The organism is Streptomyces sp. NPDC055078 (assembly GCF_053607985.1).
This window is the reverse complement of sequence record NZ_JBSGUP010000029.1, coordinates 1-21,602: the sequence shown is the minus strand read 5'-3', so window position 1 is coordinate 21,602 and position 21,602 is coordinate 1. Positions and strand designations below refer to the sequence as shown.

18 protein-coding genes, 1 tRNA gene and 1 pseudogene are annotated in these 21,602 nt (G+C 70.3%); 12 read left to right on the top strand and 8 right to left on the bottom strand.

All coding sequences use genetic code 11. The features are described from left to right. Window positions 1-46: 46 nt before the first annotated feature. Window positions 47-1,327: an HTTM domain-containing protein gene (locus ACWF94_RS04760; protein ID WP_453484687.1), complete on the bottom strand. Its 1,281-nt coding sequence runs from the start codon at window positions 1,325-1,327 to the stop codon at window positions 47-49. After that, the gene (locus ACWF94_RS04755) at window positions 1,324-2,346 is read right to left on the bottom strand and encodes a DUF5819 family protein (protein ID WP_453484685.1); all 1,023 of its coding nucleotides are present in this window, start codon (window positions 2,344-2,346) and stop codon (window positions 1,324-1,326) included. The genes ACWF94_RS04760 and ACWF94_RS04755 overlap by 4 nt, the downstream gene beginning before the upstream one ends. 114 nt (window positions 2,347-2,460) lie before the next feature. Between ACWF94_RS04755 and paaA the strand changes: the two genes are divergently transcribed. From paaA to ACWF94_RS04725, 6 genes and pseudogenes are all read left to right on the top strand, one after another. Next, entirely contained in the window at window positions 2,461-3,465 is a 1,005-nt protein-coding gene (paaA, locus tag ACWF94_RS04750; protein ID WP_453484683.1) for a 1,2-phenylacetyl-CoA epoxidase subunit PaaA, read from the top strand. After that, a complete protein-coding gene (gene paaB / locus ACWF94_RS04745; RefSeq protein ID WP_453484682.1) occupies window positions 3,462-3,752 on the top strand; it encodes a 1,2-phenylacetyl-CoA epoxidase subunit PaaB in 291 nt (96 codons plus the stop codon). Before paaA ends, paaB begins: the two co-directional genes overlap by 4 nt. Further along, window positions 3,749-4,609 (top strand): 1,2-phenylacetyl-CoA epoxidase subunit PaaC, encoded by an 861-nt coding sequence (paaC, locus tag ACWF94_RS04740; protein ID WP_453484680.1) that lies wholly within the window; start codon window positions 3,749-3,751, stop codon window positions 4,607-4,609. Before paaB ends, paaC begins: the two co-directional genes overlap by 4 nt. Then, the gene (gene paaD, locus ACWF94_RS04735; protein ID WP_453484678.1) at window positions 4,603-5,109 is read left to right on the top strand and encodes a 1,2-phenylacetyl-CoA epoxidase subunit PaaD; all 507 of its coding nucleotides are present in this window, start codon (window positions 4,603-4,605) and stop codon (window positions 5,107-5,109) included. The genes paaC and paaD overlap by 7 nt, the downstream gene beginning before the upstream one ends. Further along, window positions 5,110-6,165, top strand: a complete 1,056-nt coding sequence (locus ACWF94_RS04730; protein WP_453484676.1) for a 2Fe-2S iron-sulfur cluster-binding protein — start codon at window positions 5,110-5,112, stop codon at window positions 6,163-6,165. 163 nt (window positions 6,166-6,328) lie between these two features. Continuing rightward, window positions 6,329-6,471, top strand: a pseudogene (locus tag ACWF94_RS04725) (acyl-CoA dehydrogenase family protein); the annotation flags it as partial. 246 nt (window positions 6,472-6,717) lie between these two features. Here ACWF94_RS04725 and ACWF94_RS04720 read toward each other — a convergent pair. The 6 genes from ACWF94_RS04720 to ACWF94_RS04695 form a co-directional block, all read right to left on the bottom strand. Further along, complete coding sequence (locus ACWF94_RS04720) at window positions 6,718-7,062, bottom strand: rhodanese-like domain-containing protein (protein ID WP_453484674.1); 345 nt, start codon at window positions 7,060-7,062, stop codon at window positions 6,718-6,720. Window positions 7,063-7,204: 142 nt separating this feature from the next. Then, a complete protein-coding gene (locus tag ACWF94_RS04715; protein ID WP_453484672.1) occupies window positions 7,205-8,050 on the bottom strand; it encodes a J domain-containing protein in 846 nt (281 codons plus the stop codon). A gap of 33 nt (window positions 8,051-8,083) precedes the next feature. After that, entirely contained in the window at window positions 8,084-9,616 is a 1,533-nt protein-coding gene (locus ACWF94_RS04710; protein ID WP_453484671.1) for a DUF2252 domain-containing protein, read from the bottom strand. Window positions 9,617-9,916: 300 nt separating this feature from the next. Next, complete coding sequence (locus ACWF94_RS04705) at window positions 9,917-10,582, bottom strand: response regulator transcription factor (RefSeq protein ID WP_453484669.1); 666 nt, start codon at window positions 10,580-10,582, stop codon at window positions 9,917-9,919. Window positions 10,583-10,671: 89 nt separating this feature from the next. Beyond that, the gene (locus tag ACWF94_RS04700) at window positions 10,672-12,441 is read right to left on the bottom strand and encodes a sensor histidine kinase (RefSeq protein ID WP_453484667.1); all 1,770 of its coding nucleotides are present in this window, start codon (window positions 12,439-12,441) and stop codon (window positions 10,672-10,674) included. A 282-nt stretch (window positions 12,442-12,723) separates the two neighbouring features. Further along, a tRNA-Leu gene (locus ACWF94_RS04695) sits at window positions 12,724-12,810 on the bottom strand. 330 nt (window positions 12,811-13,140) lie between these two features. Here ACWF94_RS04695 and ACWF94_RS04690 point away from each other — a divergent pair. From ACWF94_RS04690 to pknB, 6 genes are all read left to right on the top strand, one after another. Then, on the top strand, window positions 13,141-14,007 hold the full coding sequence (locus ACWF94_RS04690; protein WP_453484665.1) for an FhaA domain-containing protein: 867 nt from the start codon (window positions 13,141-13,143) through the stop codon (window positions 14,005-14,007). A 10-nt stretch (window positions 14,008-14,017) separates the two neighbouring features. Next, window positions 14,018-14,530, top strand: a complete 513-nt coding sequence (locus ACWF94_RS04685) for an FHA domain-containing protein FhaB/FipA (RefSeq protein ID WP_453484663.1) — start codon at window positions 14,018-14,020, stop codon at window positions 14,528-14,530. 141 nt (window positions 14,531-14,671) lie between these two features. Continuing rightward, a complete protein-coding gene (locus ACWF94_RS04680) occupies window positions 14,672-16,174 on the top strand; it encodes a PP2C family protein-serine/threonine phosphatase (RefSeq protein ID WP_453484661.1) in 1,503 nt (500 codons plus the stop codon). Window positions 16,175-16,199: 25 nt separating this feature from the next. Continuing rightward, window positions 16,200-17,609, top strand: coding sequence for an FtsW/RodA/SpoVE family cell cycle protein (locus ACWF94_RS04675; protein WP_453484659.1), 1,410 nt, complete (start codon window positions 16,200-16,202; stop codon window positions 17,607-17,609). Further along, entirely contained in the window at window positions 17,606-19,069 is a 1,464-nt protein-coding gene (locus tag ACWF94_RS04670; protein ID WP_453484657.1) for a peptidoglycan D,D-transpeptidase FtsI family protein, read from the top strand. Before ACWF94_RS04675 ends, ACWF94_RS04670 begins: the two co-directional genes overlap by 4 nt. A 436-nt stretch (window positions 19,070-19,505) precedes the next feature. Beyond that, a complete protein-coding gene (pknB, locus tag ACWF94_RS04665) occupies window positions 19,506-21,509 on the top strand; it encodes a Stk1 family PASTA domain-containing Ser/Thr kinase (RefSeq protein ID WP_453484655.1) in 2,004 nt (667 codons plus the stop codon). Window positions 21,510-21,602 lie beyond the last annotated feature (93 nt).

Below are 21,602 nucleotides of genomic sequence, written 5' to 3'. Positions count from 1 at the left end.
CGACAGGGGACGGCCCCGGACAGGTGGTGGTCTCCTCCGGTGAGCCTCAGCCGACGAGCGCCCGGGGTTCCTGAGGTTCCTGAGGTTTCTGGGGCCCTTGGGGTTGCGCAGGGCTCTCCTGAGGTGGTCGCTCCGGTTCCGTCCCGGCCCGGGGGAACAGCCGGGTCCGCCCCCGTGCCGCCTTCGCCCCGGCCCAGACGAGAAAAGCGGTGGGCAGGAAGACGGCGTCAGCGGCGATCATCGCCAGCGAGAAGAACGGCAGCCCGAGCAGGACGGCGATGCCCGCATGCTCCAGGATCATGGCCACGAGCAGGACGTTCTTCACTCGGCGGTTGAAGAGCGTGAATGGGAACGCGACCTGCACGATGACCGTTCCATAGGTGAGGAGCATCACCATCACGCCCCCGGAGGCGAGCAGATCGGAGAGAGCGGGCCAGGGGGTGAAGTAGTCCAGTTGGAGCGGATAGTAGAGCGCGGTGCCGTCCTGCCAGCGCGAGCCCTGCACCTTGTACCAGCCCGCGGTGGCGTAGATCAGACAGACCTCGGCCATGATCACCAGCAGTGCCGCGTTGTGGAGCAGATTGGCGACGGCGTCCAGCAGAATGCGCAGCTCCGACCCGGGCGTATATCGGCAAACCGTCCACCACAGCCCCTGTATCACCCACACCAGCCACAGCAGCAGCATGACGTACCAGCCGGTCTGGTTCAGAAAGGCGCCGATGAAGAGGAAGATCCCCAGAACCGCCCAGAGCAGCGGACCCACCCGGTCCCGCTGGGGACCGATCCGGTCGCGCTCCGGTCGGCCCACCCGGTCCCGCTCCGGCCGGCCGGGCGGCCCCGCAGCGTTGCGCGCCGCCCGCCGTGCGTCCAGCGACCAGATCTGTCCGCACCGGGTCAGCACCAGATAGATCGCCATCAGATGGATGACGTTGTCGCCTCCGTCACCCATGAAGATGGAGCGATTCTGCAGGGACAGCACACCGACCAGGAACAGCACAGACATCGTGCGGGTCCGCCAGCCGAGCATCAACAGCGCGCTCGCCAGCACGGAAACGGCGTACAGCGCCTCGAACCAGAGCGCGCTGTCCGACCACATGAGCGCGGTGAAGGAGTCGTTGCTCCCGATGTGCTGACGCGCGGCCTCCCAGCCCCAGGGGCCATCGGGTCCGTACAGCTCACGGCGGTTGGGCAGCTCGCGCAGCAGAAAGAGCAGCCAGGTCCCGGCGAACCCGATCCGGACGACGGCGCTCTGATACGGGCCGAGCGGGGCGGCCGTGATCCGCTGTACGGCGTCGGCGAACCTGCGGCCGGAGGGATTCCGCTTCACTCGCCCGCCTCCGTACGTTCCGTACGCTCGGTACGTCCGTTCCGTACCCCGCCGGGCAGATCGGCAGGGGTGATGGTCCACCAGGGCAGCACCCGGTAGTAGGAGCGGGTGTCGATCTTCTCCTCGCTCCACGGCGGGGCCTTCACCGCTCTGGTCTCGGATCTGAACTGGATACGGTCCACCGACCCACCGAGATCCCGTGTGCCGAGGCGCAGCATCGCGATACGGCGGAGGTAAACCTCCGAGAGATGTCCGCGCAGCCCGGTCGCGCGGTTCTGGTCGTCGTGCGAGTTGGTGTAGAAGTCCCACGCCCGGCGCAGTTCGTTCTGCTCGGTGTGGCTGGGAAGGAGGTTTCCGCGTATCGCCTCGCCGTCCTCGGCGGTCAGATCGATCCAGCCGGTGGTGTTCCGGCCCCCGTCCGGGGCCTTGATCTCGGCCTTCACCTGCACGGAGACGTTCTGCTGGAGGGGGTTGGGGGCGAAGAGCTTCCAGTTCTGCTCGAACTCGGGGTAGATCCAGGCGTCGACCGCCTCGCCGTACTGCTTGGTGAGGGTGTTGGACGGTGCGACATGCAGAAAGACCATGGCCAGGTGGACGCTCGTGACTAAGGCGACGAACGCGAGCGCGCCCGCGCCGGCTATCCGGTAGGGGCGGGACAGGGCCATGATCCCGCGCCCGGGCGAAAGGGCCGGATCGGCTGGCCCGGCCGGATCGGCTGGGTCGCCTGGCTCACTGGTGTCCATGGGGCCATTGCGGTCATTGAGGCCGTTCGAGACATCGGGGTCGCTAGGGCCCCTGAGTGCCCTGGGGTCCCTGGGTGCCCTGGGGTCCCTGGATTCGCTGTGCGCCTCGGCCGTGTCCGCCGGACCGGCCCCGCCCGCCACGTCGGCGCCTGTCGGCCGCTGCGCCGGTACGGGCTCGGATTTGCGCTGTTCAGGGGGGTGGGGAGGCCGCTCGGCCACGGCATCGGACCGCACGTTCCCGGTGTCCTCGACGCCGTCCTCGTCGTAAGAGTCCATCCCACCCCGATTACCGTCGGCCCCGCCTCGGTTATCCACAGGGTTGACACTTTAAGGGCCGCCGACCCACCATTGAAGTCAATGAACCGAACGATCGGTCGGTAGGGGATCCTGATGACGGCAGTGACCGTGGATACGACGGACGGGTACGAGGCGGTGTTCGACGCGGCCGTGGCGGCGGACGAGCGCATCGAGCCCCGCGACTGGATGCCGGACGCCTACCGGGCGACGCTGGTCCGCCAGATGGCGCAGCACGCGCACTCCGAGATCATCGGTATGCAGCCCGAGGCGAATTGGATCACCCGCGCCCCCTCGCTGCGCCGCAAGGCGATCCTCATGGCCAAGGTCCAGGACGAGGCGGGCCATGGCCTGTATCTGTACAGCGCGGCCGAGACCCTGGGCACCAGCCGGGAGGAGATGCTCGACAAGCTCCACGCCGGCCGCCAGCGCTATTCATCAATCTTCAACTACCCGACGTTGACCTGGGCCGACGTCGGCGCCATCGGCTGGCTGGTGGACGGCGCCGCGATCACCAACCAGGTCCCGCTCTGCCGCTGTTCCTACGGGCCGTACGCGCGCGCGATGGTCCGGGTCTGCAAAGAGGAGTCCTTCCACCAGCGCCAGGGGTACGAGCTGCTGCTCGCCCTCTCCCGTGGCACCCCCGCTCAGCACGAGATGGCGCAGGACGCCGTGAACCGCTGGTGGTGGCCGTCGCTGATGATGTTCGGCCCCCCGGACGACGAATCCGCCCACTCGGCGCAGTCCATGGCCTGGAAGATCAAGCGCCATTCGAACGACGAGCTGCGCCAGCGTTTCGTGGACATCTGCGTTCCCCAGGCCGAATCGCTCGGGCTCACCCTCCCGGACCCCGATCTGCGGTGGGACGCGGACCGGGGCCACCATGACTTCGGCGCCATCGACTGGGCCGAGTTCCAGGCCGTCCTCAAGGGAAACGGCCCGTGCAACGAGGAGCGCCTCGCCCAGCGCCGTGCGGCCCATGAGGAAGGCGCCTGGGTCCGGGACGCCGCCGCGGCGTACGCGGAGAAGCACCGGGCCCCGGAGGCCCGCCCCCTGGGCACCGAGCCCAAGCGGCCCCAGCCACAGGAGGCGACGGCATGAGCAGCTCGACCGACTGGCCGCTGTGGGAAGTCTTCGTGCGCTCGCGCCGCGGACTGTCCCACACCCATGCGGGCAGCCTGCACGCCCCGGACGCGGAGATGGCCCTGCGCAATGCCCGCGATCTCTACACCCGGCGCGGTGAGGGCGTATCGCTGTGGGTCGTTCCCTCCGCCGAGATCACCGCCTCCTCCCCGGACGAGAAGGACCCCTTCTTCGAGCCGGCCGCGGACAAGCCCTACCGCCATCCGACCTTCTATGAGATCCCGGACGGGGTGAAGCACCTGTGATCACCACGGCGAACGCCGCGGCAATCGCCCTCGGCGACGACGCGCTGGTGCTGTCGCACCGGCTGGGGGAGTGGGCGGGCCATGCGCCCGTGCTGGAAGAAGAGTTGGCGCTCGCCAATATCGCGCTGGATCTGCTGGGGCAGGCGCGGGTGCTGCTGTCGATGGCCGGGGACGAGGACGAGCTGGCCTATCTCCGCGAGGAGCGGGCCTTCCGCAACCTCCAGCTGGTCGAGCAGCCGAACGGGGACTTCGCGCACACCATCGCCCGCCAGCTCTATTTCTCCACCTACCAGTTGCTGCTGTACCGGCAGCTCGCGGCCTCGGGAGGCCCCTTCGCCGGACTCGCGGCGAAGGCGGTCAAGGAGGTCGCCTACCACCAGGACCACGCCGAGCACTGGACCCTGCGGCTCGGCGACGGCACCCCGGAGAGCCATGAGCGGATGCGGCGGGGCTGCGACGCGCTGTGGAAGTTCACCGGGGAGATGTTCCAACCCGTCCACGGACTCGACGGACCCGGCGGACCGGACGGAGCCGTGGGTCCCCGCGGGCTCGAGGGAGGCGAGGGAGCCGAGGGGCCTCATCGAACCGCCCGAACCGCCCGACCCGACGGAGACGACGGTCCCGACGGAAGCGACCGACCCGACGGACCGGGTGTCGACTGGCAGTCGCTGGAGGCCGACTGGCTGGAGTCGGTGACCGCCGTCCTGGAGCGGGCGACCCTGCCCCTGCCCGAGGGGCCGAGGGCCGGTGGCTGGGCCGCCGGTGCCGGGCGTCAGGGCCTGCATACGGAGCCGTTCGGCCGGATGCTCGCGGAGATGCAGCATCTGCACCGCAGCCACCCGGGGGCGTCATGGTGACCGATACCCGGCTGGAGGCGGAGCTGCGCGCCCTCGCGGGCTCCGTGCCCGACCCCGAGCTGCCGGTGCTGACGCTCGCGGAGCTGGGCGTGGTGCGCGGGGTCCAGCTCCTCGGGCCCGGCAGGGTCGAGGTGGAGCTGACCCCGACGTACACCGGCTGCCCGGCGATCGAGGCGATGACCTCGGACATCGAGCAGGTGCTGCACGACCACGGGATACCGGAGGTCTCCGTCGTCAGGGTCCTCTCCCCGGCCTGGTCGACCGACGACATCAGCGCGGAGGGACGGCGCAAGCTCGCCGAGTTCGGCATCGCCCCGCCACGGCCGCATGCGGCGGGCAGCAGCCCCTCGGGCCCCGTCCCGCTCACCCTCTCCGTGCGCTGCCCGCACTGCGGATCCACCGACACCGAGCTGCTGAGCAGGTTCTCCTCCACCGCCTGCAAGGCGCTGCGCCGCTGTGTCGCCTGCCGTGAACCCTTCGACCACTTCAAGGAGTTGTAGATGTTCCATCCGCTCCGGGTCAGCGAGGTCGAACAGCTCACGGACGATTCGGTGTCCGTCACCTTCGAGGTGCCGCCCGAGCTGAGCGAGACCTTCCGTCACACCCCCGGCCAGCATCTGGCCCTGCGTCGGCTGGTGGGCGGCGAGGAGATCCGCCGTACGTATTCGATCTGCGCCCCGGCCGCCCCGCCCGGCGCCGATCCCGTGCTCCGGGTGGGCATCCGGCTGGTCGACGGCGGCGAGTTCTCGTCCTACGCCCTCAAGGAGCTGGCGGTCGGCGATGTCGTCGAGGTGATGCCCCCGATGGGCCGCTTCCACCTCGATCCACGGCCGGGGCACTTCGCGGCGATCGTCGGTGGCAGCGGGATCACTCCGGTGCTGTCGATGGCGGCGACGCTGCTGGCGGCGGAGCCGAAGGCGCGGTTCTGTCTGATACGGAGCGACCGGACCGTGGCGTCGACGATGTTCCTGGACGAGGTCGCCGACCTCAAGGACCGTTTCCCGGACCGCTTTCAGCTGGTCACCACGCTCTCCCGGGAGGAGCAGCAGTCGGGTCTGCCGTCGGGGCGGCTGGACCAGCGGCGGCTGGACGCACTGCTGCCCGCGCTGCTGCCGGTGGGGGAGGTGGACGGCTGGTTCCTGTGCGGTCCGTTCGGGCTGGTCGTGGGCGCGGAGCGGGCGCTGCGTGGGCTCGGTGTCGACCGGAGCCGTATCCATCAGGAGATCTTCCATGTCGACGACGGCTCGGCACCCGCCCCCGCGCCCGTGACGGCGCCGGCGCATGCCTCGCTCACGGCGACGCTCGACGGCCGTTCGGGCACCTGGCCCGTGCGGGAGGGGGAATCGCTGCTGGAGACGGTGCTGCGGAGCCGCTCGGACGCGCCGTACGCCTGCAAGGGCGGGGTGTGCGGCACCTGCCGGGCCTTCCTGGTCTCGGGCGAGGTGCGGATGGACCGCAACTTCGCGCTGGAGCCGGAGGAGACCGGGGCCGGCTTCGTGCTGGCCTGCCAGTCCCATCCGGCCACGGCGAAGGTGGAGCTGGACTTCGACCGCTGACTTCGACCGCTGACTTCCCCGGCTGTGTTCTTTTCCCAGGAACCTGTTCTGTCTTGACGATCAGTCAGTTACGGCCATGGCGATCCGTCCGGCAAGAGCGGGTGGGCTCGGGCTGCCCGGTCGGCGGCTGAGGCACCAGCGGCGCCTGGGAGAGGACAGAGCAGTGGACTTCACCTTCACCGAGGAGCGGCAGGCGGCTGTCGAGGCGGCGCGGGCGGTGTTCTCGGGGTCGCGCCCGATGCGGTGCCGAGCCCGGCGCTGACGGCGGGCGCGGTGGCCGAGGAGTTCGACCACCCGATCGCGGCAGGCCGCTCGCCCGCCCCGGGGAAACCGCTCCCGGGCCCAGCGGGGCGCCCCCTCCCGCTCCCGGGCCACGGCCGCGTAGAGCCGATGCCGACGCCGTTCGCCCGCCCGTTCGCCGGATACCGGTCCACGCGGCGATCGCGCCCGAAGCCGCCGGCCCCCGGGAGACCGCGGGGGCCGCAGAGACCGCGAGGACCGCCCCTCAGTGCCCGCAGGGGACCGGGTCCCCTCTCCCGGACCGGGCCCGGTTCAGAGCACGACCGCCGGGTTGCCGCTGTCGGTGACCATCGGGCGGCCCGCGCCGTCCCAGGCGAGCATGCCGCCGTCGATGTTCACCGCGTCGATGCCCTGCTGCACCAGATACTGGGTGACCTGCGCCGAACGGCCGCCCACCCGGCACATCACATACGCCCGGCGACCGTCCGCGACGGCCTCGGTCACCTCGCCGAACCGGGACACGAAGTCGCTCATCGGGACATGCAGCGCGCCCTCGACATGCCCGGCGGCCCACTCATCGGGCTCCCGGACATCGAGGACCAGCCCATCGGACGGCACCGCCGCGGCGTCGACCGAGGGCAGCGGGGCGAAATTCATGGATCAGCCTTCTCTCGTCTGTGCGCGGTGGGGTGCCCGCCGGAGGTACGCGGCACAGTGCCCGCGCGCTGGTGTACCGGGGTACCCGGATGCCGGTGCGCCGGTGCCGGTGCGCCCCCGGGTACCGGCGGCCCCGGAAAACCTACTCCACGAGCTGGGACAGTTCCTTCTCCCGCTCGTCGACCTGTGCCAGGAGCTGCTCGGCGATCTCCTCCAGCAGCCGGTCCGGGTCGTCGGGCGCCATCCGGAGCATGGAACCGATCGCGCTCTCCTCCATCTCCTTGGCGATGGCGTTGAGCCGTTCCTTGCGCTGGGAGAGCCACTCCAGCCGGGCGTACAGCTCCTCGGCCTCGCTGAGGCGGTGCTCGGCGGGCACGGGGCCGGCGGCCCACTCCTCGGCCAGCTCACGCAGGGCGGCGGAGTCGCCGAGGCCGTACGCGGCGTTCACCCGCGTGATGAACTCCTCGCGCCGCGCCCGCTCGTCCTCGTCCTGCGCGAGATCGGGATGGGCCTTACGGGCCAGCTCACGGTAGAGCTTGCGGGCCTCCTCGCTCGGCCGCACCCGCTTCGGCGACCGCACCGACTGCCCGCCCAGCATCGCGGCGGCCTCCGGGGAGATGCCGTCGGAGTCCATCCAGTCGTGGAACAGCTCCTCGACACCGGGCATCGGCATCACGGCCGCCCGCGCCTCCCGCGCCTTGCGCAGATCCTCCGGATCGCCGCTACGGGCGGCCCTGGCCTCGGCGATCTGCACGTCCAGCTCGTCCAGCCGCGCATACACCGGGCCCAGTCTCTGATGATGCAGCCGGGAGAAGTTCTCCACCTCCACCCGGAACGTCTCCAGCGCGATCTCGAACTCGATCAGCGCCTGTTCGGCCGCGCGCACCGCCTTGTCCAGCCGGGCTTCCGGCCGTGTCCGCTCGTCCTGCTCGTCGTCGTGCTCTTCGTCGTTCCGGGTCGTCGGCCCCCCGGGCGCATCCTGGGTCACCCGCCCAGACTAAGGGCGCTGCCGACGCGCATGTCACACTCCCAGCTCAGCGGCTATCCGCCCGCTCTTGATCGCCGTCTGCAGATCGGCGTGATCGGCTTCCGTACGGTCCGCGTACCGGACCGCGAAGCCCGAGACGGCCTCGTCCAGTTCCTCGCTCTTGCCGCAGTATCCGGCGAGCAGCCTGGGGTCGGCGCTGTGGGCGTGGGCGCGGGCCAGCAGAGCGCCGGTCATCCGCCCGTAGTCGTCGAGCTGGTCGGGGGTGAGCGCGGCCGGGTCCACGCTGCCCTTGCGGTTTCTGAACTGCCGTACCTGGAAGGGCCGTCCGTCCACCGTCGTCCACCCGAGCAGAATGTCGCTGACGACCTGCATACGCTTCTGGCCGTGCACCACTCGGCGCCCCTCGTGCTCCGCCTTCGGCGCCGGGAAGCCGGACGCGGCCAGATACGGCAGCAGGGCCGAGGCCCGCGCCTCCTTCACCTGGAGCACCAGCGCATCCCCCCGGTGGTCGAGCAGCAGCACCACATAGGAGCGGGTGCCGACGCTGCCCGTGCCCACGACCCGGAACGCCACATCGTGGATCTCATAGCGGGCGAGCAGCGGGAGACGGTCCTCCGAGACCGTCGTCAGATACTCGGCCAGCGAGGACGCGACCATCGCCGCCTCGGCGTCGGGCACCCGCCGCAGCACCGGGACGGCGTCCACGAACCGCCGGGTCTCGCCCACACCGTCGGACACCGCCTCCGTCGCCTTGGCGGCGAAGCGCGCGCTGGTGTTGTTGCGGGCCTTCGCCGAGACCTTCTCCAGGGTGCCGGCCAAATCGCGCGCGTCCGCGTGCGAGACGAGTTCCTCGTCCGCGATCGCGTTCCACGCGTCCAGCGCGGGCAGCCGGGCCAGCAGCCGCATGGTGCGCCGGTACGCACCCATGGCGTCGAAGGCGGCGGCACGGCAGACGGTTTCGTCCGCGCCGCCCGCCCGCCCCGCCAGCACCAGGGAGACCGCGAGACGCTTGACGTCCCACTCCCAGGGGCCGGCGACGGTCTCGTCGAAGTCGTTCAGATCGATGACCAGGCGCCCACGGACGTCGCCGTACAGACCGAAGTTGGCCGCGTGCGCGTCGCCGCAGATCTGTGCGCTCACCCCGGTGACCGGCGTGCCCACCAGATCGTGGGCCATCAGACCGGCCGAACCGCGCAGAAAGGCGAACGGCGAAGCGGCCATCCTGCCCACCCGTATCGGAGTCAGCCCGGGAACCCGGCCCTGGCTGGACTCCTCGACGGCCTGGACCGCGTCGGGCCGCCCGGCCGACAGCACCAGGGAGTCGTGGGAGGACCGGGGCACCTGGCTCCGCAGCGCCTTGCCCTCCTCCTTCGGCGACCGGGAGGCGGCGGCCGTACCGCCGGTGCCCCGGCGGACCGCGAAACCGGGGACGGGCGGTATGCGCCCACCGCCCGACCCCGCGACCCGGGACACGTCTGCCCCCGACCCCGCGACCCCGCCGGGCCCGTTCGCGCCCGCTCCGGAACCGCTCCGCTGCCCCGGCTTCACCGTCTCGGCCTTGCCCATGACGCGCCGCCCCCGCCCTTCTGCCTCTTCAACATCAACCGCATCCGACCGTACAGCCGCTCCCCGACCGCCGCCTCCCCCTGGGGACAACCGGCTGTTTCACGTGAAACAACGCACGTGAAACAACGACGGCGACGACTCCCCCGCGCACCCGCCGGACCTCACCCGCCGACCCCGCGTCACGCGCCGCCGGACCCCAGCCCCCGAACCCCGCGTCACGCACCGCCGGACCCCAGCCCCCGAACCCCGCGTCACGCACCGGCCGACCTCAGCCGCCGAGGCCCGCGCACCCGGCCGACCTCACTGGCCGAGCCCCGCGTCACGCGCCAGCAGTGCGGCCTGCACCCGGTTGTCACACCCCAGCTTGGCGAGAATCCGGCTGACATAGGTCTTCACCGTGGCCTCGCTCATATGCAGCCGCTTCCCCGCGTCGGCGTTGGAGAGCCCCTCGCCGAGCAGCAGCAGCACATCGCGCTCACGGGCGCTCAGGTTGGCCACCCGCACCCGTGCCTCCTCGGCACGGGCCGCCGCCCGCCCGGTGGCCAGCTGGTCCACCACATGCCGGGTCGCCCCCGGGGAGAGATACGCGTCTCCCGCGACCGCCGCGCGTACGGCTCCGATCAGCTCGGCGGGCGCGGTGTCCTTCAGCAGAAACCCGGCGCCCCCGGACTCCAGCGCCCGCAGGACGTTCTCCCGTTCACCGAAGGTGGTGAGAATGATGACCCGCGTGGCCGGAACGGCCCGGCGCAGCTCTCCCATGGCGGTGAGACCGTCCATCACCGGCATCTGGATGTCGAGCAGGACCACATCGGCGCTGTGGGCCCGCACCAGCTCGATGGCCTCGCGGCCGTTGGACGCCTCCGCGACGACCTCGATGTCCCGGTCCGAGGTGAGGATCATCCGGATCCCGGCCCGGATCAGCGGCTCGTCATCTGCGATGACGACCCGAATCGGCGCCCCCGTCATATCCACCCTCGCACTCCCCCGTGTCGACCGGCCGGCTCATCGCATGGCCCGCCGCCCCGTGGGACCGCGCCGCCTACCGCTACCGCTGCCTACCGGTCAATGTAGTCACTGGCGTCGTACGCCTTCTTCTCGATCAGCCTGCCGCCCTGGAAGCAGAAGCGGTAAACGGGCTCGGAGTCGAAGCTGTCGCCCGTCTCCGATGAGAGCAGCACCAGACACTCGGAGTCCCGGGGCTTCGCCGGCCCGGCGTCGTCCAGCCCGTCCGTGGCGAACGTCCCACCGCCCGGCAGCCGGTCGCGCACCTCGGCCTCGTCCGAACCGACCCGGACATCCTCGTACTGGTCCGGGTCGATCATGCCGCCGTCCATCGCCTGCGCCAGGAAGTAGGCGCCGGCCCCGACCGCCGCCACCAGCAGGGCAACGGCCGCCACGACGACCCCGCAGCCCAGGCCGGCACCGGCGATCCGTCCCGTGCGACCGTGCGCGTCCGGCCCGCTGACCATCCGCTCCCGCCCCGAAACGCTCCAGTCCATGACGGGAACGCCGTCCTCGTAGACAGCCCGCGGCGGCTGCCGGGGAAGGTCGTCGTCGCCCGCGACGAAGGGCGCGGCTTCCACCGCTCCGTACGGCAGCACCCCGGCGACCCGGAACCCCCCGCCGTCGACGGCGCCGGCGTGCACCATCCCGCCGACCAGCCGGGCGCGCTCCCGCAGACCGGTCAGCCCGTGCCCGCCGCTGACCACCTCGCCGGACGCGGCGGTGGCCGCGCCGCTGACGATCTCGACGACGAAGGAGTCCGGCTCGTACCGCAGCTCGACGGTGATCGGGGCACCGGGCGCGTGCTTGTAGGCGTTGGTCAGCGCCTCCTGCACGATCCGGTACGCGGCATGGTCGGCCGCCGTGGCGAGCGGCCTCGGCTCGCCCGCCCGCCGCAGCTCCACCGTGTTGCCCGCGGCCCGCGCCGCGCTCACCAGCGAGTCGATCCCGGCCGCCCCCCGCGCGGCCCGGCCCGACTCGTCCACGGGCGGGGCCGACACCTCGACCCCGTCCCGGAGAATCCCGACGACCTCGCGCAGTTCGTGCATCGCGGAGACGGACGCGCTCCGCAGGACGCCGACGGCCTCCCGCTGCCGCCCGGTCAGTTCGGGATCCACCTCCAGCGCCCCGGTGTGCACCGCGATCAGCGCGAGCTGATGGCCGAGGCTGTCGTGCATGTCCTGGGCGATCCGCTGCCGCTCCAGCAGCCGCGCCTGGCCCGCGACCATCCGGTGCTCCCACAGCAGCTGGGCATTGCGCTCCTGGACCGCGCGCAGCAGGGTCCGCCGCTGGCTCCAGTGGCGGCTGGCCAGACCGGGGACCATCGCGTTCACCAGATAGATCAGGGTGAGCGCCAGCAGGCCCAGCGGCTGCCGGGTCCACACGGCGTTCTGCGACCAGCTGTCCACGATCGTCGCGCCCGCGAAGACGACATATCCGATGCCGAACACCACCAGCGCCCGCCCGGCGCCCACGACCCTGCGCCCGGCGGACCAGCCCACGACCAGCAGCGGCAGGGCGAAGGAGGCCACCACCGCCGTCAGCCCGGCCGTGACGATCAGCACAGGGGCGGGCAGCCGACGCCGCAGCAGACACAGCACCGCCGTACCGGCCGCCGCCGCGGAGAGCCGGAGTCCCCCGCTGTCCAGCAGTTCCTCGACCCCGGCGACCAGCAGCCCCAAGACCAGCGCCAGCACCAGCTCGGCGCCGACGCCACGCCGCGGCACCGCCGGAGAGCCCTGCCCGGACGCCGTCGGACCGGGGGCGGCCAGCCAGGTCCAGCAGACCCGCGACCCGGCTGAGATCTTCGAGAAGACGTTCACGTCGGCACCCTAGGCGCGCGGTCGCGGCCCCCGACGCCGACTTTCGTCCCGAGCCGCGACGACGAACGTCGTACGCCCTCTCCTCGATCCCGCCGGCCCCGCCCCCCGGGAGCCACGGGGCCCCACCGGGCACACGCCTGCGCGACCGTACGCAAGCCCGGCCGTACGCAAGCGGCGACCGCACGCCTGCGCGGCCGAATCCCTGCGAGACCGCACGCAAGCGGACAACGGGAAACGGGCCCCTGCCGAGACCTACGTCATCGGCCGGGACCCGTCTTCACATGGTGCGCGAGGGGGGAGTTGAACCCCCACGCCCTTTCGGGCACTGGAACCTGAATCCAGCGCGTCTGCCTATTCCGCCACCCGCGCATTGGGTGCTGTCGTTCGGATTGACCACCGGTTTGGTGCGCCCCCTGGCGACAACCAGAAGATTAGCACGGTGCACCGGGTGGGTTCACATCCGTTTGCCGGTGCCGGGTGAGCCCCGAACGCACGCGGGAACAGGGAAGGTAAGGCGGCCCGCCCCCCGCTCCTCCGCCGAGCACCCAGGGTGCGGGACACTGTTATGGGGCCGCCTCTACGATCCGTGTGAGAGGTGACACTCATCGACGGGGCAGACAAGGGGAACCAGCCGATTTCCCGACGCGTGGATACGATCAGTAAGCAGTATCAGGACGGCAGCAACGGAGGAGGTGCCCCATGGGAGTCCTGAAGCGTTTCGAGCAGCGTCTCGAAGGTCTGGTCAACGGCACCTTCGCCAAGGTCTTCAAGTCCGAGGTACAGCCCGTCGAGATCGCGGGCGCCCTCCAGCGCGAGTGCGACAACAACGCGACGATCTGGAACCGCGAGCGGACGGTCGTCCCCAATGACTTCATCGTCGAGCTGAGCGCGCCCGACTTCGAGCGCCTCAGCCCGTACTCCGGGCAGCTCGGCGACGAGCTGGCCGGACTGGTCCGCGACTACGCCAAGCAGCAGCGCTACACCTTCATGGGGCCCATCAAGGTCCATCTGGAGAAGGCCGACGACCTCGACACCGGTCTGTACCGGGTCCGCAGCCGCACCCTGGCGTCGAGTACGTCACAGACGCCCGACCGGGGACCCGCGGGTGCCGCCCCCGGCGGGCCCGCCGCCCCGCCCGGCGGCGGCTACGGCTATCCGCCGCGCGCGGTCGGCAGCGGCCCCGCGAGCGCGCCTCCCATGCCCTCCGCGCCGCCTCCCGGCGGCCGGCCGGGCCCCGTGGGTGCCTCGGGTCCGGCAGGGGGGCCGGGCCCGATGCCGAGCACCCAGGTGAGGCGCTGGATCGAGATCAACGGCACCCGCCATCAGATCTCCCGCCCGACGCTGGTGCTGGGACGCAGCACCGACGCCGATGTGCGGATCGACGACCCCGGCGTATCGCGCCGGCACTGTGAGATCCGGACCGGAACGCCCTCGACGATCCAGGATCTCGGGTCCACCAACGGCATCGTGGTGGACGGGCAGCACACCACCCGCGCTACGCTCCGCGACGGCTCGCGGATCGTCGTGGGCAGCACCACCATCGTTTACCGGCAAGCCGAAGGGTGAAGCGGGGGCAATGTCAGAGCTGACCCTGACGGTCATGCGGCTAGGTTTCCTGGCCGTTCTGTGGCTGTTCGTGATTGTGGCCGTCCAGGTCATCCGCAGCGATCTGTTCGGCACACGGGTCACGCAGCGCGGTTCCCGCCGCAATGCCGACCCGCGCCCGCAGCAGGCGCGCCAGCCTGCCGCGCCACCGCCGCAGCGGCAGCAGTCGGGCAGCCGCCAGCGGCGTGGCGCGCCCACCAAGCTGGTCGTCTCCGAGGGCACCCTCACGGGCACCACGGTGGCGCTCCAGGGGCAGACCATCACCCTGGGCCGCGCACACGACTCAACGATCGTGCTGGACGACGACTACGCGTCCAGCAGGCATGCCAGGATCTACCCGGACCGTGACGGCCAGTGGATCGTCGAGGATCTCGGGTCCACCAACGGCACCTATCTCGACCGGACCCGGCTCACCACCCCGACACCCGTTCCGCTGGGCGCGCCGATCCGCATCGGCAAGACCGTCATCGAGCTGCGGAAGTAGTAGGACAATGACAGCGCGCGAGCGGAGCGAGCGAGCCGCGGAGGTCCCGACAGCGGGCCGGGCCGGGCTCCCGACCGGAGGGTGGGCAGTGTGGCGCGAGACCGGCTGTACCCCGAGGCAGAATCGACAGGGCAGGTGCGCATGAGTCTGTCTCTGCGCTTCGCCGCCGGATCGCACAAGGGCATGATCCGGGAGGGCAACGAGGACTCCGGTTACGCCGGGCCGCGCCTGCTGGCGATCGCCGACGGGATGGGCGGCCAGGCCGCCGGGGAGGTCGCCTCCTCCGAGGTCATCTCCACCCTCGTCACCCTCGACGACGATGTGCCGGGCTCGGACATCCTCACCTCGCTCGGCACGGCCGTGCAGCGCGCCAACGAGCAGCTGCGGCTGATGGTCGAGGAGGATCCCCAGCTCGAAGGCATGGGCACCACGCTCACCGCCCTGCTGTGGACCGGCCAGCGGCTCGGTCTGGTGCATGTCGGCGACTCCCGGGCCTATCTGCTGCGCGACGGCCTGCTCACCCAGATCACCCAGGACCACACCTGGGTGCAGCGGCTCGTCGACGAGGGCCGGATCACTGAGGAAGAGGCGACGACCCATCCGCAGCGGTCGCTGCTGATGCGCGCCCTGGGCAGCGGCGACCACGTCGAACCCGATCTCTCCATCCGCGAGGTCCGCGCCGGTGACCGGTATCTGATCTGCTCGGACGGACTGTCCGGCGTCGTCTCCCACCAGACGATGGAGGAGACCCTCGCGAGCTATCAGGGCCCGCAGGAGACCATCCAGGACCTGATCCAGCTCGCCCTGAGGGGCGGTGGCCCCGACAACATCACCTGCATCGTCGCCGATGTCCTGGACGCCGAGTCCAATGACACCCTGGCCGGGCAGCTCAGCGACACCCCGGTCGTCGTCGGCGCGGTCGCCGAGAACCAGCTCCAGCTGAACGACGACGGCGCGATGCAGACCCCGGCGGGCCGCGCGGCCGGCCTCGGGCGCACCGCGCCGCCGCAGCAGAGCGGCGGCTTCGGCCCGCCCGGCAGCGGTGAGGCGGGGTACGGCGGCATGCCGCCCGAGGGCAGCTTCGGCGCGTACGCGGACGACGACGACTTCACCAAGCCGCGCGGCGGCCGTAATAAATGGCTGAAGAGATCCTTCTTCATCGTGCTGGCCCTGGCGGTCGTCGGCGGCGGTCTGTACGGCGGCTACCGCTGGACCCAGACCCAGTACTACGTCGGGACCAAGGGCGGCCATGTGGCGCTGTACCAGGGCATCAGCCAGGATCTGGCGTGGGTCTCGCTGTCGAAGGTCGAGAAGGATCACCCCGAGATCGAACTCAAGTACCTGCCGCCCTACCAGCGCAAGCAGGTCGAGGCCACGATCACCCAGAACAGTCTGGGCAAGGCCCGCGCGAAGGTCGGTGAACTGGGCGCCCAGGCGTCCGCGTGCAAGAAGGAAGAGCAGCGCCGCGACGCCGCCGACCGTGCCGCCGCCCTGCCGGCCGGGGAGGGCGAGGCCGGTGGCACCACCGGCGTACCAGCCGGTCAGACCGCCACGACCAAGAAGCCGACCGCAGCCTCTCCCTCTCCGGGCCCCACCCTCTCGGAGGAGGAGCAGAAGCTGGCCTCGAACTGCGGAAAGCAGTAGACAGCCGTAGGGGGCCCTCTCCACCATGAGCGTTGTCACGAACACGACCACGATCGGCGCCATCGACGCACCGAGCCGCCGCAACACCGAGCTGATGATGCTCGCCTTCGCGGTCGCCGTCCCGGTGCTCGCGTACATCAATGTGGGGCTCGCCCTCGACGGCAAGGTGCCCGCCGGAGTCCTCGGCTACGGACTCGGGCTCGGGCTGCTCGCCGGGGTGGCGCACCTGGTGGTGCGGAAGTTCGCCAAGTACGCCGACCCGCTGCTGCTGCCGCTGGCGGTGCTGCTGAACGGCATCGGTCTGGTGCTGATCTGGCGCCTCGACCAGTCGCCCCGGATGATCGCCCGCGCCAAGGACCTCTTCGGCTCCTTCTCCCCGGACGCTCCCAAGCAGCTGCTGTACTCGGCGATCGGCATCGCGCTCTTCGTGGCCGTGCTGCTGATCCTCAAGGACCACCGCATCCTCCAGCGGTACACCTATATCTCGATGGCGGTGGCGCTGGTCCTGCTGATGCTGCCGATGTTCTTCCCCGCCCGCAACGGCGCGAAGATCTGGATCAGCCTCGGCCCGGTCAACCTCCAGCCGGGCGAGTTCGCGAAGATCATTATCGCGATCTTCTTCTCGGGCTATCTGATGGTGAAACGCGATGCCCTCGCGCTCGCCAGCAGAAGGGTGATGGGCCTGTATCTGCCGCGTGGACGCGACCTCGGCCCGATCCTCGTGGTCTGGGCGATGTCCATCCTGATCCTGGTCTTCGAGACCGACCTCGGCACCTCGCTGCTGTTCTTCGGCCTCTTCGTGATCATGCTGTACGTGGCCACCGAGCGGACCAGCTGGATCGTCTTCGGTCTGCTGATGTCCGCGGCGGGCGCGGTCGGTGTCGCCACCTTCGAACCGCATGTGCAGCAGCGGGTGGACTTCTGGCTCAACCCCTTCGCCCAGGAGACCTGGGACCAGAGCCAGCAGATCGGCCAGGCGCTGATGTCCTTCGGCGCCGGCGGCACGCTGGGCACCGGCCTCGGCCAGGGCAACTCCGACCTCATCGGCTTCGCCGCCAACTCCGACTTCATCCTGTCCACCGTCGGCGAGGAGTTCGGCCTCGCCGGGACGATGGCGTTCCTGATGATCTACGGGCTGATCGTGGAGCGCGGTGTACGCACCGCGCTGGCCGCCCGTGACCCGTTCGGCAAGCTTCTCGCGATCGGGCTGTCCGGCGCCTTCGCCATCCAGGTCTTCGTGGTGGCCGGCGGTGTGATGGGCCTCATCCCGCTGACCGGTATGACGATGCCGTTCGTCGCGGCGGGCGGTTCGTCGGTGATCGCCAACTGGGCGCTGATCGCGATCCTCATCCGGATCAGCGACACCGCGCGCCGTCCCGCACCCGCGCCCGCTCCGTCCCCCGACGCCGAGATGACCCAGGTGGTCCGCCCGTGAACAAGCCCCTGCGCCGGATCGCGATCTTCTGCGGACTGCTGGTCCTCGCCCTGCTGGTGCGCACCAACTGGCTCCAGTACGTCGAGGCGGACGAGCTGAACACCCACGACCGCAACCGCCGGGTCCTCATCGAGCGGTACGCGGAGGAGCGCGGCAACATCATCGTCGACGGTGACCCCATCACCGGCTCCCTCAAGACCGACGACACCGACTTCGTCTACAAGAGGACGTACAAGAACGGCCCCATGTGGGCGCCGGTCACCGGATACGCGTCGCAGGCGTTCGGCGCCAACCAGATCGAGAACCTTGAGGACGGCATCCTCACCGGCAATTCCGACCAGCTCTTCTTCGACCGCACGATGGCGATGTTCACGGGCGACAAGAAAAAGGGCGGAAATGTCGTCACCACGCTGAACGGGGCCGCCCAGAAGGCCGCCTTCAACGGGCTCGGCAGCAAGAAGGGCGCCGTCGCGGCCCTCGACCCGCGGACCGGCAAGATCCTGGCGCTGGCGTCCACCCCCTCGTACGACCCGTCCTCCTTCGCCGGGTACGCCGACTCGGACGCGAAGCAGTGGAACAAGCTGGACAAGGACAAAGACAAGCCGATGCTCAACCGCGCGCTGCGCGAGGTCTACCCCCCCGGCTCCACCTTCAAGGTGGTCACGGCGGCGGCGGCGCTGGAGCACGGGGCGGTCGATGACATCAACAAGCCGACCGACACACCTGAGCCGTATATCCTGCCCAACACCCGCACGGCGATGAAGAACCAGGTCACCGGGTGCGAGGACGCCACGCTGAAGAAGGCGCTGGAGGTGTCCTGCAACTCCGTCTTCGCCAAGCTCGGTGACGATGTCGGCCGGGACAAGATGGTGGAGACGACCAAGAAGTTCGGCTTCAACGAGGAGAAGCTCTACACGCCGGTGCGCGCGGCGGCCTCCCGGTACAACACGACGATGGACCGCCCGGGCAACTCGCTGTCCTCCATCGGCCAGTTCGACACCGCCACCACCCCGCTCCAGATGGCCATGGTGGCGGCGGCCATCGCCAATGACGGCAAGCTGATGAAGCCGTACATGGTGGACCAGCTCGAAGCGCCCAATCTCGACGTGATCGAGAAGACCGAGCCGGAGGAGCTGAGCCGGCCGCTCTCGCAGGAGAACGCCCAGCGCGTCCAGGAGATGATGGAGAACGTCGTCGAGAACGGCGGCGGCGGCAAGGCCCGGATCAACAATGTCAAGGTCGGCGGCAAGACGGGTACCGCCCAGCACGGTGAGAAGAACAGCAAGCGTCCGTACGCCTGGTTCATCTCGTACGCCAAGACCGACGACGGCTCCCCGGTCGCCGTGGCCGTGGTCGTCGAGGACGCCGGCGGGACCGCCCGCGACGACATCTCGGGTGGCGGGCTGGCCGCCCCGATCGCCCAGGACGTCATGGAAGCGGTCCTGAAGAGCAAGAAGTGACAGGGCGGGGCAGAAGGTGACAGGCTCTGCCGGAAAGCCTCTCCCCGCCCATATCAGTGACCTACGACACAGTTCCCACTTGATATCGATCCAATCTTTCCACCGCGTCCGGTCCCTATCCGCGCAGGCATCAAGAAATATGCTGCCGGGAACCCGGGGAACGGAAGCGGCGGCACCCGCATTCAGCTGCGGGAAAGGCTTTCGCAAATGTCGGTGAAATACCGCTGCCGCCCATCGGACCGATCGGCTGAGCTGCGACAACGGCGCGCCGATTGGTCCCCGGTCATCCGGTCGCGGCGACCGGCACCACCGGCAGGGGCCGGACTCGTATACCGGTCGGATATCGGCTGTCGGGCAGGGCCAAGTTGCATCCGTCGCTACGGGTACCGTATCCCAGGCAGCCACAACTGGACGGTTCAGGGAGAGGTTCACCGCTATGGAAGAGCCGCGTCGCCTCGGCGGCCGGTACGAGCTGGGCTCGGTGCTCGGCCGTGGTGGCATGGCAGAGGTCTACCTCGCCCACGACACCCGGCTCGGCCGCACCGTCGCTGTGAAGACGCTGCGGGCCGACCTCGCCCGCGACCCGTCCTTCCAGGCCCGGTTCCGCCGTGAGGCCCAGTCGGCCGCCTCGCTCAACCACCCGGCGATCGTCGCGGTCTACGACACCGGCGAGGACTATGTCGACCAGGTCTCCATCCCGTACATCGTGATGGAGTACGTCGACGGCTCCACGCTCAGAGAGCTGCTGCACTCCGGTCGCAAGCTGCTCCCCGAGCGCACGCTGGAGATGACCACCGGCATCCTCCAGGCTCTGGAGTACTCCCACCGCAACGGCATCGTCCACCGTGACATCAAGCCGGCGAACGTCATGCTGACGCGCTCCGGCCAGGTCAAGGTGATGGACTTCGGCATCGCGCGCGCCATGGGCGACTCCGGGATGACGATGACCCAGACCTCGGCCGTCATCGGCACCGCCCAGTACCTCTCCCCCGAGCAGGCCAAGGGCGAGCAGGTCGACGCCCGCTCCGATCTGTACTCCACCGGCTGTCTGCTCTATGAGCTGCTCACCGTACGGCCGCCCTTCGTGGGCGACTCCCCGGTGGCCGTGGCGTATCAGCACGTCAGGGAGGAGCCTCAGCCGCCGAGCAACTTCGACCCCGAGATCACGCCCGAGATGGACGCGATCGTCCTTAAGGCGCTGGTCAAGGACCCCGACTACCGATACCAGTCGGCCGACGAGATGCGCGCGGACATCGAGGCGTGCCTCGACGGCCAGCCGGTCGCGGCGACCGCGGCGCTGGGCGCCGTCGGCTACGGCATGCCGGCCGACCAGCCCACCACCGCCCTGCGCCAGGCCGACCCGGCCGCCCAGACCTCGATGCTCCCGCCGGTCAACCCGGACGGCGGGGACTTCGGCGGCTATGACGACGGCCGGGGCCGGCGCCGCCAGAAGAAGTCCAACACCTCCACGATCCTGCTGGTGGTCGCGGGCGTCCTGGTGCTGATCGGCGCGGTGCTCATCGGCCGGGAGGTCTTCGGAGGCGATTCCGCATCCGACCAGGTGCCGGTGCCGACCATCGTGGGCAAGACGGTGGAGGAGGCCAAGACCCTCGCCAACAACGCCCGAGTCAAGATCAGCCAGTCGGGCACCCAGCGCTGTGACCAGCTCAAGGGCAGCATCTGTAGCCAGGTGCCGGCCGACGGCAAGATGGAGCAGGGCGACACCGTCAGCTATGTCCTCTCCGAGGGCGCTCCCCAGATCGAGGTTCCGGATGTCACCGAGAAGTCCCGGGAGAACGCCGAGGAGGCGCTGAAGCGCAAGGGCTTCCAGGTCGAGGTCAAGGAGTTCGAGACCTCCGAGGCCGAGCCCGGCACGGTCACCGATCAGGACCCCAAGGGCACCAGCATGGCCGAGAAGAACTCGACGGTGACGATCACCGTGGCCAAGCAGTCCCTGTCCAATGTGCCTCCGGTGGTGGGGCAGCAGTTCGACGCCGCCAAGAACCAGCTGGAGCTGCTGGGCTTTGTGGTCGTCCGCAACGATGTCGACTCGGACCAGCCCGCGGGTCAGGTGACCGAGCAGTCCCCCAAGGGCAAGGCGTCCAAGGGCGCGACGATCACCCTTAAGGTCTCCAAGGGCCCTGAGCAGACGGCCCAGGTACCGAACCTGAGCGGCAGGACCCTCGCCGAGGCCAAGGTGATGCTCCAGCAGGCCGGTCTCCAGCTCGGCAATGTCGACGGCCCCGGCGACGACAACGCCCGGGTCATCGGCCAGAACCCGGCCCCCGACACACCCGCGACGCCCAACCAGCGGGTGAACCTGCGGACGATGGACCTCGGCGCGGGGAACAACGGCGGAAACAACAACGGCGGGAACGAAGGGGCCAACAACGGCGGGAACGAAGGCGCGATCGAGGGCCTGGTCGGCGGGGGCGACTAGGGCGCCACACGCCCTGGATCCGCACCGGCCCCCGGTGCTGGGACCGGTGCGGAACCGCCCGGCACCGTTCGAGGCCCCGGCACCCCCTGGGGG

What these genes read in the sequence shown, in the direction of transcription:
- ACWF94_RS04755 (WP_453484685.1), bottom strand. Translation starts at nt 2,346, where the DNA reads ATGGACTCTTACGACGAGGACGGCGTCGAGGACACCGGGAACGTGCGG.
- paaA (WP_453484683.1), top strand. Translation starts at nt 2,461, where the DNA reads ATGACGGCAGTGACCGTGGATACGACGGACGGGTACGAGGCGGTGTTC.
- paaB (WP_453484682.1), top strand. Translation starts at nt 3,462, where the DNA reads ATGAGCAGCTCGACCGACTGGCCGCTGTGGGAAGTCTTCGTGCGCTCG.
- paaD (WP_453484678.1), top strand. Translation starts at nt 4,603, where the DNA reads ATGGTGACCGATACCCGGCTGGAGGCGGAGCTGCGCGCCCTCGCGGGC.
- ACWF94_RS04730 (WP_453484676.1), top strand. Translation starts at nt 5,110, where the DNA reads ATGTTCCATCCGCTCCGGGTCAGCGAGGTCGAACAGCTCACGGACGAT.
- ACWF94_RS04720 (WP_453484674.1), bottom strand. Translation starts at nt 7,062, where the DNA reads ATGAATTTCGCCCCGCTGCCCTCGGTCGACGCCGCGGCGGTGCCGTCC.
- ACWF94_RS04710 (WP_453484671.1), bottom strand. Translation starts at nt 9,616, where the DNA reads ATGGGCAAGGCCGAGACGGTGAAGCCGGGGCAGCGGAGCGGTTCCGGA.
- ACWF94_RS04705 (WP_453484669.1), bottom strand. Translation starts at nt 10,582, where the DNA reads ATGACGGGGGCGCCGATTCGGGTCGTCATCGCAGATGACGAGCCGCTG.
- ACWF94_RS04690 (WP_453484665.1), top strand. Translation starts at nt 13,141, where the DNA reads ATGGGAGTCCTGAAGCGTTTCGAGCAGCGTCTCGAAGGTCTGGTCAAC.
- ACWF94_RS04685 (WP_453484663.1), top strand. Translation starts at nt 14,018, where the DNA reads ATGTCAGAGCTGACCCTGACGGTCATGCGGCTAGGTTTCCTGGCCGTT.
- ACWF94_RS04680 (WP_453484661.1), top strand. Translation starts at nt 14,672, where the DNA reads ATGAGTCTGTCTCTGCGCTTCGCCGCCGGATCGCACAAGGGCATGATC.
- ACWF94_RS04675 (WP_453484659.1), top strand. Translation starts at nt 16,200, where the DNA reads ATGAGCGTTGTCACGAACACGACCACGATCGGCGCCATCGACGCACCG.
- pknB (WP_453484655.1), top strand. Translation starts at nt 19,506, where the DNA reads ATGGAAGAGCCGCGTCGCCTCGGCGGCCGGTACGAGCTGGGCTCGGTG.